The organism is Amycolatopsis palatopharyngis, assembly GCF_003385185.1.
Lineage (GTDB): Bacteria > Actinomycetota > Actinomycetes > Mycobacteriales > Pseudonocardiaceae > Amycolatopsis > Amycolatopsis palatopharyngis.
The window spans coordinates 1-12,371 of sequence record NZ_PQHZ01000089.1; the positions used below are offsets into that span (position 1 = coordinate 1).

Genomic DNA, 12,371 nt, shown 5'->3' on the forward strand with positions numbered 1-12,371 from the left:
GCGGCACGATGGATGATGCGTTGGAAGCCAGTGATCAACGCGTTCTCCATCACCTTCGGTGACCGCTGGCCGGTGACCGAGACCTACTAATCGACACCGCCGGAAACACCGTTCGCGTTACGGACCCGGGGCGATAGACCATCGGCTCGTCCTGGTGGTCGGCGGCCTTTCAATCTTGTCGAGCATCGAGACGAGGCGCACCGTACGTGCTGGTCGCCGCGGGCGCTGCCCAACTCGGGTTGTCGGTGGCGGCGGTGCCGAGGTTGTCCGCGGCGTGCATGACGGTGAGATGCGACGATGACGACATGGAGGACGGCCAGAGCGAGAAGGGCGCGTCGCAGCTGCCAGATGGCCGCGGTGGGCTGACGGTGGTGGCCGGAGCCGCGGTGATGGGGGCGCTGACCGTGGCGGTGACGACGATGGTCATTCTGTCGTCCGCGACAGCTGAATGCACCGACACCTCTGGGTCGATCCTGTGGTCTTGCAGGCCTTCATCATCGGTTGCGTTGCTGCTGCCGATTGGGGGGTGGGTCGTCGCGCACCTTGTTGTGCTGGTGACGGTGCCGCGGCTCCGACGTGCCCGCGATACAGTCCTGCCGCACACAGCCCTGCTTCTGGTGTCGGTGGCGATCCTCGTGAGCAGCGGGCTCACTGTGGTCTGGGTGGTGTGGGCGTCGTGGGTGCTGTCCGCGGTTGTTGTTCTGACTGTCCCGATGGCGGGGGTCGTGGCCTTCGCGGTCGCACGGTACCGGTGGTCGGCGGCACTTGTCGCCATTCTCGCCGCGGCGGTGGTTTCAGGCGGTGTGGTCGGGCTCTATGATGTCCTGCCGCTGGCGCCGGTTCTGGTGCCGTTGCTGTCGGCGGTGACGCTGACCGTCACGATGTCGGTCTACGCACGCTGGGCCGCGGGCCGGTCTGTGTCTGTGGCGCGGCGCTAGGCTGAGCTGTGAGGCTCCGCCGGATGTTTCTGGACCAGCCTGTGAGGGTGCGCCTCGACTTTTCTGACGTTGCCCGTAGGGTGTGTCGGCCAAGGATGTTTCGTTGTTGAGGAGCCGGTCGGGTGCAGGCACGGGCGAGGATGGGCCGATTCGGGCTCGTGCTTGCTCTGCTGGTGATGCTGCTCGGGATGAGTGCGGCTCCAGCGCACAGCACCGACGGCGGGTTTGCCGGGCAGCACCCGGTGTCGGTGATTGGCGAATCCGCGTCGCCTGTGCCGTCGCCGGACAAAGGTCTTCATGACCGGCCGCACCTGTCGGAGGCGGCGCGACATGTGCTGGCCACGGCGCTACCGGAGACCTGCTGGGCTGTGGGCCCGGGCACGAACCGTGGATGCTCCCTGCAGCGATGCTCGGCCGGCAAGGTCGGCGCTGGAGGGATAGCGGCTGCGGCGTCGACACGGCAATCGTGTCGGGCGCCCCCGGTCCGCGTGAACGGAACGATCCAAGCCTGACGCTGTTCACGTCGCTGCTGCGCGCATTCTGCGACGTGACTGTGCTGCCTGGCCCCATCGAGAGCGGGCCGGTGATCCCGTAATTCTCTTAACCACTGTCCTGGGTGCGTTCAGCCCGCCATGTGCTGGGCGGATGGCGGCGTTATCCGGCTCTACCCCTGGTTCCTGGAGGACCGAAACATGTCTGTTGTCGTGCTGGCACTGTTGATCATTTCGCTCGTGGCCGCGGCCGTGCTGATGGTGGCGATGCTCGTGAAGGACAAGCCGTTTTACGGCGGTATTGGTCTCTGTGTGTTGCTCGGGCCGGGTGCGGTGCTGACGTTCTGGTACACGACCTTGTCCTGGGGTTAGACGCGGCCCGCGCGCCGTCGTCGCGGTTGGGGCGTTCAGGGCGGGCCGTGGCCGGTGTTCAGGCGTGCCCACTCGTGTGCCCAGTGGGCGTAGCGATGCTGGTCAAGTCCTGCCCGCAGGAGCCAGAAGGCGGCCGACAACGCGCCGACCACAATCAGCCAGGTAGCGATGGCGGTGGCTGCGGCATGACCGGCGGCGTCCTGCGGCGTGGCGGGTGACGACGTCACCTCGCCAGCAGTGTCAATCCAGATCGGTACCTCGCTGCCCGCGGACATCCCGGAACTGGCCGGGACAGCCCCCGTGAGCTCGATGCCCTCGGATGTGGTCCACCGGGCCTGCGCGCGCGTGCCGTTCTCACTGACTGGCCCGCGCCCAGCTCGGGGTCTCGATGGGGCGTCGGCGAGCAGGGTGGCCGTGGTTTCGTACCGGCTGGCCATCGCTTCCTCGGCGATCTGGCGGTTGTGTGCGTAGCTGCGCTGCCCGTGAGTAACGACAACGGGGATGGTCAGCAGCGACAGCAGCACAACGATCACGAGAGCAGCGGCCTCGATTCGGTCGGAGCCTCGCGCCACAGGGCTTCGCCCCGGGCGGAGACGCCGGGCGAGCCGCAACAGGTACATGGAGGTATCGGGCATGCCGGGCGACCTCCTCCGGTCCCGATCGCCGGTTGAAGCCACCTTTCAGGGTACGACTGACACGGGCATCGGACATGTTGATCACCGCTGCCCTGGGGAGATGCGTTCAGGTGACGGGAGCGACCAGGACGGGGGTGGGACTGCGCGTGAGCAGTTCTGTGGTGACACTGCCCAGCAGGAGTCGGGTGAGCCCGGTACTCCCGTGTGTGGCGGTGATCGCGAGTGTGGCCGGGCGGGACTGGAGCAGCTCGGCGATACTGGCGGCGGGATTGTCGCCGGTGAGCAGGGTGGCACTGGCCTGAACACCGTCATCGGCCAGTGCGTCGGCAGCTCGGGACAGGCCCGCTCCGAGAGCTTCCAGGTTTCCCGGGGTTTCTCTCGGAAACGCGACGTGCACGAGCTCGACCTCGGTAGCGAAGAGGCAGGCCCACGTGGTGGCGACCGCGAGGGCTGTTTCGGCACGGCCGGAGCCATCGAGACAGACCACGAGACGTTCATAACGCCGGGGCAGTCGCGAAAGCTCGTAGCCGGGACCGACCACCAGGGTCGGCGCGCGGCTGGTGCGCAGCAGATGCGCCGAGACGCTGCCGAGGACGAGGCGGTCAACCTCGTCGCGGTGTTGCGCCGACATGCAGACCAGAGTTCCGGGTTCTTCACCGGCCATGTCGGCGATCACCTCGCCCGGCCATCCGGCGCCGACGACAGCGACCTCGACCTGGTCGTAGGGCAGCTGCTCGGCGATGTCGTCGAGGTCACGGGCCCAGCGTCCGTTGACCGGGTCGTAGACCGTGACCAGCTCTATGGGGCAATCCAGCGTCTGGGCAACCCGCAGTGCGGGCAGGAGTGCCCGCTGTGCCTCGTCGGAGCCGTCCAATGGCACCAGCACACGGGAGACGGCTTGCGTATCGTCCGGCATCACAGCCTCCGACCTGCACCATTTGCCCGATTCGACCTGATGTGTTGGGTAAGGTCGTGACCGTATGTGGAAACCGGAAACCGTGGAGCTATGAGCATTCAATTACCTGCCGACTGGTGGATCCTGCTGGTTGCGGTGCTGTTGGTGGGTGGCGTTCTCGCGGCCGGATTCGCCAACCGGCTGCGGTTACCCGGTCTGTTGCTGTTCCTCGTGCTGGGCATGGTCATCGGTGACGACGGGCTCGCGTTGGTCAGTCTGTCCGACCCGCGTGTCGCCCAGATCGGGGGCACCATAGCGCTGCTGCTGATCCTGTATGAGGGTGGGCTGACCACCAAACCCGGTGATCTACGCCAGGCCGCTCTGCCCGGCTCACTGCTGGCCACCGTCGGAGTGCTCATCACCGCGGGCGTGGTGGGCGGCGGTGCGTATCTCCTGCTCGACGTGGAACCGTTGACCGCGTTCCTGATCGGCGCGGTGGTGGCCTCGACCGACGCCGCTGCGGTCTTCGCGATGTTGCGCAGGGCCCCGCTGCCGCGCAAACTGGCCTCGCTACTGGAGGTCGAATCCGGCGCGAACGACCCGATCGCGATCATGCTCACGATCGGATTGATCGAGACCTGGCGTGCCGATCCCGGAATTGGCGACTGGGTCACGTTCGCGCTGCTGCAACTGGGCGGTGGCCTCGGTGTCGGCGCACTGGCCGGCCTCGCCGGCACCTGGATGCTCATGCGCCCCAACCTCGGCCCCGAAGGCGCCTATCCGGTCCTCGCGCTCGGCGTCGCCGGACTGTCCTACGGCGCCGCCGCGGCGGTAGGCGCCTCCGGCTTCCTCGCCGTCTACGTCACGGGACTGGTGGTGGGCGCCCGGGTCCCGCTGCACCGCCGCGGGATCCGCACCTTCCACCAAGGACTGTCCAGCACCGCCGAAGTCGGGCTGTTCCTCATGCTCGGCGTGCTGGTCTTCCCCTCACAACTGCCGTCGGTCGTGGTTCCCGGACTGGCCGTGGTTTTCGTGCTTGTGTTCGTGGCCCGCCCGATCGCGGTCCTGCTTACCCTGGGTTGGCTGCGGTACCGATGGCAGGAACTGCTGTTCACCAGTTGGGTCGGACTCCGCGGCGCGGTGCCGATCGTGCTCGCCACGTTCCCCTTCGTCGCCGGCCACCCCGATGGCCAGTTCATCTTCAACATGGTCTTCTTCGTGGTCCTGGTCTCCGCGGCCGTACAGGGCGTCAGCATCAGCACCGTCGCGGGCTGGCTCGGGCTGCGTGGCGAGTCCCCTACAACAACCTCGGTGGCCGAGGATGTCCCCATCGGCGACATCAACACCGAACTCATCGAAGTCCGCGTCACCCCCGACCTACACATCGCCGGCAAACAACTCAAAGACATCACCCCACCCCACGGACTCATCACCGCCATCATGCGCGGCAAACGAACACTGATCCCCACCCCACGCACCCGGCTCCGAGACGGCGACCTCGTCATCGTCGCGATCCCCCGCCAACCCGACGCCTCCAAACTCGTCACTACCTGGGCCCGCGGAGAATAAGCGGCGATCAGGCAACGCCCACACAGGCGGCGATGGCCAGGATGATCGCAATATCGCGGGAACACGTACAGCTCCAGGTCAGTCCTTCCGGGCCGGCACGACGAGCACATCCGATGACGCGTCCCGCAACACGTGCTGGGCAACGCTGCCGAGCAGGGTGTAGCCCAGCGACGAGCGGGCGCCGGTACCGACGGCGACCAGATCGGCGGCGTGGTGGCGGCTCAGCTCTGGCAAACGCGTCTGCGGACGCCCGGACGCGATCACCACCCGCGACGCAGCGGGCGTCAGCTCGGCGGCCACGCGCTCGATATCGACGCGAACCTGCTCGGTGCTCACCTCGCGCAACTCGGCCAAGTGTTGCTCGCTGGCGCCGTGCATGCGCATCAACGTCTCGCCGACAACTACGGCAAAGTGCACGACGATGTGGTCCGCGTACGGCGTGAGCGCGCCCGCCGTGTGCGCCGCCGTTGCCGAGACAGCTGTGCTATCGACGGCGAGCACGACCGTGCGGTACTCCCCATCGGGTGGACTCTTGACCACCAGAACCGGAACCGGGCTCGCCCGCACCAGGTTGCCGGGAGTGCTGCCCAGGACCGGGCTGGTCAGCCGGTGGCCGCCATGCGCGCCGACGACCAGCAGGTCCGCGTCGCGATCAGTGACCTCAGCGAGGATCTCGTAAGCCACGTGACCGTGGCGGACGACGGCCTCCGTGACCGTGGAGGTGATGAACCGGTCGAGGTGTGAGCGCAGGCGGGCGTGGGCGAACTCGCTCAGCTCCTCGTTCAACCCGGCCGGCTGCACATTGACGGCGCTCAGCCGGGCGTCGCGTTCGGCGGCCAGCTGCGCGGCCCTCCGCACAGCCAAGCCCGCCTGCTCAGACAAATCGGTGGCGACCAGCACCCGGCGGACTGGTGCGGCGGCCATCGACATCACACTCCCTCCCTGCGAATAATGCCCCCTCCGACCGTCCGGCGCCCACGACCGAAGTCGAACCGGGCCAATGCATCGGCAAGCCGATGGCGGCTGGCGACGGATGTTTCCTCGGGCATCCATAGTAAGGCGACGTCTGGATGGGCCGCCTGCGCGAGCGGCGCCCGCTCATGACCAACGGCGCCAGCGAAATTCACGCGCTGAACGAAGCAGCGTCAGCCCGCACATCGAATTGCCCAAGACCAAACGCGTCCTGCACGGACCGAAGAGATGATGTCGACGCCGCAGCTAGGGCGTGTCTGACAATGGTGTTGGCGGGTGGTTGAGATGCTGTTCGGGTGTCGCGGTTCCAGTTGCTTTCAGATGATCAGTGGGCGTTGATCGAGGACCTGCTTCCGGTGCGTACCGGCAAGCAGGGCCGACCGTTCTCGGATGCGAGGTCGATGGTCGAAGGGATCATTTACCGGTATCGGTGCGGGATCGCGTGGCGGGATGTGCCTGCGGTATTCGGCCCGTGGCAGACGATCTGGACCTGGCACCGCCGGATGGCCGGTGACGGCACCTGGGACACCGTGTTGCAACGTCTGCTGACTGCTGCGGACTCGGCCGGCCTGGTGGAGTGGTCGGTGTCGGTGGATTCCACGATCGCGCGTGCGCATCAGCACGCCACCAACATCACCCGCCCCACAGGGGGCTGGGTCGAACTACACGGATCTGCACAACGAGCCGCCTGATCACGCGATCGGCCGCTCTCGTGGCGGCTGGAGCACCAAAGTGCACCATCTCGTCGACGGGAACGGCCGCCCGCTGGTGACGTTAGTCGGGCCCGGCCAGGCCGGGGACGCGCCGATGTTTCCGCATCTGATGCGGCAACTGCGTGTCGCTCGCCTCGGACGTGGTCGAGCTCGGACCCGGCCCGACCGTGTCCGCGGCGACAAGGCTTATTCCTCGAGAGCGATCCGGGGGCATTTGCGCGATCGCGGCATCACGGCGGTGATCCCCGAGCCGGCCGACCAGGCCGGGCACCGCACCCGCCGCGGTTCCCGCGGCGGCCGTCCGCCCACCCTCGACGCGGTCGATTATCGCGGCCGCAACGTTGTCGAACGGCGCATCGCCCTGCTCAAACAATGGCGTGGCCTGGCAACTCGCTACGACAAACTCGCCATCGTCTATCGCTGCGCGGTCGTTCTCCACGCCGTCATCACTTGGACCAAGACATTGTCAGTCGGGTAGCCGGGAGGAACTGCCCCTCCCGGCCCCCACAGATCCGGACGTGAACCTCTCGATTCATCCGGCTCTTGTCGTCTTGATCATCTGGCGGTCCAGGGCACCCAGCGCCAGTGCGCGAACATGCGGGGATACCGGTGGGTGATCTCCACGAGTTTGCGTTGGGCTGTGCGGAGTGCCTGGAGTCGTCGGTACTTCTTGCGGATCCATCGCACCAGGTAGGCGTTGATGCGCGCTAGGAGTGGATACAGCGCTGACCGGCGGAAACGCCCGTAGTACTGCATCCAACCCGCCACGATCGGGTTGATCATTGTGGCGAGTTCGGCGAAGGTGAGGTTGACCCTGCGGTGCAGCCGCCAGGAGCGGACCACACCACTGATCTTCTTCAGAGCGTCTTTGCTGATCGCGGGCAGGAACGACAGGAAGCGCCTGCCATCCTTCGCCCGCGCGTCCCGCGCCCGGAACGTGAACCCCAGGAAGGTGAACGAGGTGTGTTCGTACGAGCCACGTCTCGCGCCGTCCTTGCAGTACACGATCCGGGTCTTGTCGGGATGCAGCCGCAACCCGACCTCGGCCATCCGTTCACGCAGCGCGGACAAGACCCGGTGGGCCTGCCGTTCGGAGACGCAGTGCAGCACCGCGTCGTCCGCGTAGCGTTCGAACTGCACGGCCGGAAACTCCCGCTCCAACCAGACGTCGAACGCGTAGTGCATGAACAGGTTCGCGAGCACGGGCGAGATCGGTGATCCCTGCGGGGTTCCCCGATCCCGTTCAGCAACCGTCCCGTCGGGCATCCGCACGGGCGCGGCAAGCCACCGCTTCACATACAGAACCACCCACGGAACGTCGGTGTGTGCTTCCACCGCTTTGACGATCAGGTCCCAGGGCACGCTGTCGAAGAACTTCGCGACATCCAAGTCCACGACCCAGCCGCGTCTCCAACAGCGTTCCCGGCACCGCTGGACCGCCTCCAACGCAGAGCGACCGGGCCGGTATCCGAAAGAGTCCTCGTGGAACACCGGCTCCACGACCGCTTCCAGACGCCGAGCCACCACCGTCTGCGCCACCCGGTCAGCGACACAAGGTATGCCCAGCATCCTCGTCCCGCCGCCATGCGGTTTGGGGATCTCCACCGCACGCACCGCCGGCGGGAACCAGGTCCCCGACGACATCCGATTCCAGACCCGATACAGGTTGTTCTTCAGGTTGGTCTCGAACTCCGCGATGGACACCCCGTCCACCCCCGCGGCGCCCTGATTGCCCTTCACCTGCTGATAGGCCTCCCAGACCTCCCACTTCGAAATCTCGAACGACTTGCCAGACGACTTCAACTCGTCCACGCGACTCCTCCCAGACCCATGGCCTGGTTGATCGAACGAACCCAGTCACAGACGACCCCGCCCCTTGGCTCCGCCCCCATTACAAGGGCCTCACAGCTACTACGAGCGGGTCCGCCAGCGCGCCGCGCATCGGTACTCGACTCCTCACGGTTTCGGCCGCTTGGAGCACTCCCTCTCACCCACCCCTGGCTGGGACCGGCAGTATCACGGCGCGCCTTCTCACGTTCCACACGGAAGCCGCAGACCAGGCTCACGTCACCTTCACGCCGGACACCGCCTGACCAGTCAGCGGACACCCGCCAGGCTCATCCCGGGAACCGTGTCACTCCCCGGTTTCGATGCCATCTGTCTAGGTTTCGACGCTTCAACAGCGATCGTCTTCCTGGCCCCCACCTGGCACATCACGTGCGCCTTTTCCTCATCGCTCACCACGACGGTCTTCAGCCAACGCAGCATGAGGCGGTTTGAGACCTCCCTCCGCAGAGCGATCCCGAAGGGCCACAACCTTCATCTCCCGTGCAGCACCGCATCAAGAAGCCCTACCTACATCAGACTCCCCTCCGCGTTCGTGACGCACGACACGCCCTAGCCCTCGACGTGCGCGCCAGTTGAGACAGCAGAAGAGTGAGACCGCCAACTGTTCCTAACGCCCGGCGGAACCGTCGAGCCAGGCGAGACGCCTCGAGCCGCAGCAGCCCGTGAACTCTTGGAGGAGACCGGCCTGCTGGGCGAGCTGCTGTCAGTGCCGGCGGCCGTCGCTGTCCGCTCTTTCCGCGCCGACTGGACGCCAACGCTGAGCCTGTCCTACGGAGCCGTCATCAACCGCGACGCGCCACTCGGCGGGGAGAAGGGACAGCCGCCGAAGTGGGTCGACCTGGACGAATCGTGGGAGAGCGTGTTCCCCGAGGATCGCGACCGAATCCGCGCGTATGTGCGCAGGCTCGCGGCAGAGCACGCGGTCGAGGCGCGCTGATCCTGTCGGGCGGGGCTTTAGTGTCAACGGCGGGCGAATCTTGACCCCCTGGCGGCACCTGGGTTAGGCGCCACGCCGGGGTCAGTTTTCACGCGCCGTCGACAGCTTTAGTTGGTGGCGGCCCCTGCGGACAAGCACAGATCGTCCCAAGCACCATCCCGCTCTGGCGTTTTCATGGGCGGTCTGGGTCGCACGTCCGGACGTGAACGTCCGCCGTTTCGTCGTTGACATGGCCGCTGATCAGGTCCGATCAACGCCGGGTAGCGTGGGTGCGCTAGCGAATCTGGGAGTGATTATGGCGATACGACGAGATGCTCTCGCAGCACGGCGCGAGGCTCTCGGCTTCACCCAGGAAACCCTCGCCCAGGAGCTTGGGGTGGAGCTCTCGACAACCTGACCTCGCCTGCGAGTGGGCCGCTCACCTGGAAGGGAGGGACGACCGACGAACGTTCAGCGGGGTCGCCGACGGTGCTCATCACGGGCTGCTTCCTGTCGTGCCCGTGACCCTACTTGGTCAGGGCGCGCAGGCGGTGGTGAGCGCGGCGGCCTGATCGGCCCTGGTCTGCAGCCAGGCGGCTGGAGCACTGGTGAGGGTGTCCAGGGTGGCCGTCTGCAGGGTGGCGGCCAGGTCGGTGATGGCGCGGCCGATGTCGGTGTCGCTGGTGGTCGCGGCCAGGTCGGTGAGCTCGGTGGCGGTGGTGTGCGCCTGGTCCAGTGCGGCCTGCGGTGCGCTGAGGTCGGGCGGGTTGGCGACCAGTGCCAGCGCGTCGCTACACACCTCGGCGGCGGCGACCGCGCCGGTCACGGTGTCCGCGGCCGAACCGGCGGTGTCGCCGGCCTGCTGGACAGCGCCGCAGCCGCTGATCGCCGCCACGACGCCCACGCCGAGCAGCACAGAGGTCCATCGAGTCGAGATGCGCATGAGCGGGTTCCTTTCCGGATGGGCTGGGTCTGTGGGGTGGTGCCGCCCACCGCTGGTGGGGGGAGTGAGCGGTGGGCGGCACCGGGGCGGTCGACGCGCGTCAGTCGCGCGTCGACAGGCCAGTGGGCGAGGACGGGGCCGTCTCGGCTGCGGCCGCCCCGGTTTGGGCTGGCTCGGTCGTGACCGTGTCGGGCTCCGCACCGGCCAGCGAATCGGCAGAGGCAGCCGCTGGGGTGGCCGGGGTGGTGCGGGTGCGGATCCAGCTGGCCGTGACGGCGACGGCGAGCAGGAGGGCGACCACGGCCAGCGAGAACCAGGTGGGGATCTTGTAGAGGTCGAGCAGCAGCATCTTGATGCCGACCCACACCAGCACCAGGGCGAGGCCTAGCTTGAGGTAGATGAAGCGGTGCATCAGGTCGGCGAGCAGGAAGTACATGGCGCGCAGGCCCAGGATGGCGAAGGCGTTGGAGGTGAACACCAGGAACGGCTGCTGGGTGATGGCGAAGATCGCCGGGATGGAGTCGACGGCGAAGACGATGTCGGTGACCTCGACCAGCACCAGCACCGCCAACAGAGGGGTGGCCACCCAGCGCCCGGCCTGGCGCACCAGGAACTTCTGCCCGTGGTACTCCTCGGTGGTGGGGATGACCTTGCGGAACAGGCGCAGCACGACGCTGCGGTCGGGGTCGATGGTCTCGTTGCGGTGCACGGCCATCCGGACACCGGTGGCGACCAGGAAGGCGCCGAACACGTACAGGATCCAGGCGAAGGACGCGATGAGCACCGAGCCCGCGGCGATGAACACCGCCCGGAACACCAGTGCGCCGAGCACGCCGTAGAACAGCACGCGGTGCTGGTACTCGCGGGGAACGGCGAAGTAGCCGAAGATGATCGCGAAGACGAACACGTTGTCCACCGCGAGGGACTTCTCGATCACGTAGCCCGCGAAGTACTGGGCGGCGAACTCGCTGCCCCACGCCCACCACACGATCGCGCCGAACCCGAGGCCGAGCGCGACCCACACCGCCGACCAGGCGGCGGCCTCGCGGACCCCGACCACGTGTGCGCGGCGGTGGGCGAACAGGTCGATCGCGAGCATCACCAGGATCACGCCGAGCACCGCGGCCCACGCCCACAACGGAACAACCACAGTCAAGCACCTCCGGTCACGTCGAGTGAAACCGGAGGTCTCCCCAACCGCCAGAGCACGTGCGCTGGGTCCGGTGGCGCCGGGACCGGGCAGCCATCGAACTGCCGTAATGACGATCCCGGACGTGGTGGGTACTCCCCTCCGCACCACCAGAATGACGAAATACGGTTCGCCTGTCAAGGCTTGACTGGCGAACCGTACTTCGTCAATCTGGAAATGAGGCCAGCGCGCGGCCTCCTCGATCCGTGCCGTGGAAAGCAGGTCCGCTGATGCCCGCCCAGTGCACAACCCTCGTCTGCGTCGTCGACGCCACCGATCCCGCGCCGGCCGCCGAGCTGCCCGCGGCGGTCGAACTGATCGCCGACCACGGCCACCTCGTGCTCGCCGTGCTGCACCCGCCGCCGGGGCTCACGCTCAACGCGCGGCTGATCGCCTGGCAGCAGGTCCGCCGGGAGCAGGTCACCGCCGCGGCGCTCGCTCCCGCGCTGTCACGGCTCCCGTCATCCGGGCTGGCCGAGCGGGGCGTGCGGATCCACACCACCGCGTGGCATCACCGTCGCGGGCCGGGCGGCCGGCATCGGCGCGTGGCCGCCGCCCTGCTGCGACTGTGCCGAGTGCACGACGCCGACGTGCTCGTGTTGCCCGCCCATCCTCGCGCCGAGCTCCTCACGCCTGCGACCTGCCAGTACCTGCTCGGCCTCACTCAACCTCGGCTGCGGATCCGCCGCGCAGACGAGCACACCCTGCCCGACGCGATGCTGGTCTGATCACACCCGGTCGAGCAGCTCGCCGCCGATCCGGACCCCGCGCCGACAGCGGCATCGAGAGTGGAAGGAATGCCTTATGGTCGGCCCCATGCGGCCTGCCGAACCCCCACCCGACCACGCCCTCCCCACCCCAGCGGGCTCGGATCCCACCGACTCCGGCAC

At 67.4% G+C, this 12,371-nt stretch carries 13 protein-coding genes; 7 read left to right on the forward strand and 6 right to left on the reverse strand.

Features of this window, described 5'->3' with window-relative positions; genetic code table 11:
• The first annotated feature begins 206 nt into the window (after positions 1–206).
• Both D0C15_RS32800 and D0C15_RS32810 read left to right on the forward strand, forming a co-directional pair.
• A complete protein-coding gene (locus D0C15_RS32800; protein ID WP_091679577.1) occupies positions 207–938 on the forward strand; it encodes a hypothetical protein in 732 nt (243 codons plus the stop codon).
• A gap of 692 nt (positions 939–1,630) precedes the next feature.
• A complete protein-coding gene (locus D0C15_RS32810) occupies positions 1,631–1,801 on the forward strand; it encodes a hypothetical protein (protein WP_009151804.1) in 171 nt (56 codons plus the stop codon).
• 35 nt (positions 1,802–1,836) lie between these two features.
• Here the strand turns inward: D0C15_RS32810 and D0C15_RS32815 are convergent, their stop codons facing one another.
• On the reverse strand, positions 1,837–2,436 hold the full coding sequence (locus D0C15_RS32815; protein ID WP_112276278.1) for an Rv1733c family protein: 600 nt from the start codon (positions 2,434–2,436) through the stop codon (positions 1,837–1,839).
• A gap of 106 nt (positions 2,437–2,542) precedes the next feature.
• Positions 2,543–3,352, reverse strand: a complete 810-nt coding sequence (locus D0C15_RS32820; RefSeq protein ID WP_112276275.1) for a universal stress protein — start codon at positions 3,350–3,352, stop codon at positions 2,543–2,545.
• Between the two features lie 90 nt (positions 3,353–3,442).
• Here D0C15_RS32820 and D0C15_RS32825 point away from each other — a divergent pair, with 90 nt between their 5' ends.
• The gene (locus D0C15_RS32825; protein WP_192746184.1) at positions 3,443–4,900 is read left to right on the forward strand and encodes a potassium/proton antiporter; all 1,458 of its coding nucleotides are present in this window, start codon (positions 3,443–3,445) and stop codon (positions 4,898–4,900) included.
• A 78-nt stretch (positions 4,901–4,978) separates the two neighbouring features.
• On the opposite strand, the gene D0C15_RS32830 is transcribed toward D0C15_RS32825, so the two are convergent.
• Positions 4,979–5,824, reverse strand: coding sequence for a universal stress protein (locus D0C15_RS32830; protein WP_177242682.1), 846 nt, complete (start codon positions 5,822–5,824; stop codon positions 4,979–4,981).
• Positions 5,825–6,168: 344 nt separating this feature from the next.
• Here D0C15_RS32830 and D0C15_RS35355 point away from each other — a divergent pair, with 344 nt between their 5' ends.
• Positions 6,169–6,564, forward strand: coding sequence for a transposase (locus D0C15_RS35355; protein ID WP_228714306.1), 396 nt, complete (start codon positions 6,169–6,171; stop codon positions 6,562–6,564).
• A 40-nt stretch (positions 6,565–6,604) separates the two neighbouring features.
• Positions 6,605–7,063, forward strand: coding sequence for a transposase (locus D0C15_RS35360; RefSeq protein ID WP_245976500.1), 459 nt, complete (start codon positions 6,605–6,607; stop codon positions 7,061–7,063).
• A 77-nt stretch (positions 7,064–7,140) separates the two neighbouring features.
• Here the strand turns inward: D0C15_RS35360 and ltrA are convergent, their stop codons facing one another.
• Complete coding sequence (ltrA, locus tag D0C15_RS32840; RefSeq protein ID WP_112276271.1) at positions 7,141–8,397, reverse strand: group II intron reverse transcriptase/maturase; 1,257 nt, start codon at positions 8,395–8,397, stop codon at positions 7,141–7,143.
• Between the two features lie 637 nt (positions 8,398–9,034).
• Here ltrA and D0C15_RS32850 point away from each other — a divergent pair.
• On the forward strand, positions 9,035–9,370 hold the full coding sequence (locus tag D0C15_RS32850; RefSeq protein ID WP_281245774.1) for an NUDIX hydrolase: 336 nt from the start codon (positions 9,035–9,037) through the stop codon (positions 9,368–9,370).
• Between the two features lie 514 nt (positions 9,371–9,884).
• Here D0C15_RS32850 and D0C15_RS34435 read toward each other — a convergent pair.
• Entirely contained in the window at positions 9,885–10,292 is a 408-nt protein-coding gene (locus D0C15_RS34435) for a bacteriophage spanin2 family protein (RefSeq protein WP_005456771.1), read from the reverse strand.
• 100 nt (positions 10,293–10,392) lie between these two features.
• Entirely contained in the window at positions 10,393–11,442 is a 1,050-nt protein-coding gene (locus D0C15_RS32860) for a TerC family protein (RefSeq protein WP_005456772.1), read from the reverse strand.
• A gap of 269 nt (positions 11,443–11,711) precedes the next feature.
• On the opposite strand from D0C15_RS32860, the gene D0C15_RS32865 reads away from it, so the two are divergent.
• Positions 11,712–12,209 carry a hypothetical protein gene (locus D0C15_RS32865; RefSeq protein ID WP_005456773.1) on the forward strand — a complete coding sequence of 166 codons (498 nt, stop codon included), beginning with the start codon at positions 11,712–11,714 and terminating at the stop codon, positions 12,207–12,209.
• The last annotated feature ends 162 nt before the right edge of the window (positions 12,210–12,371 follow it).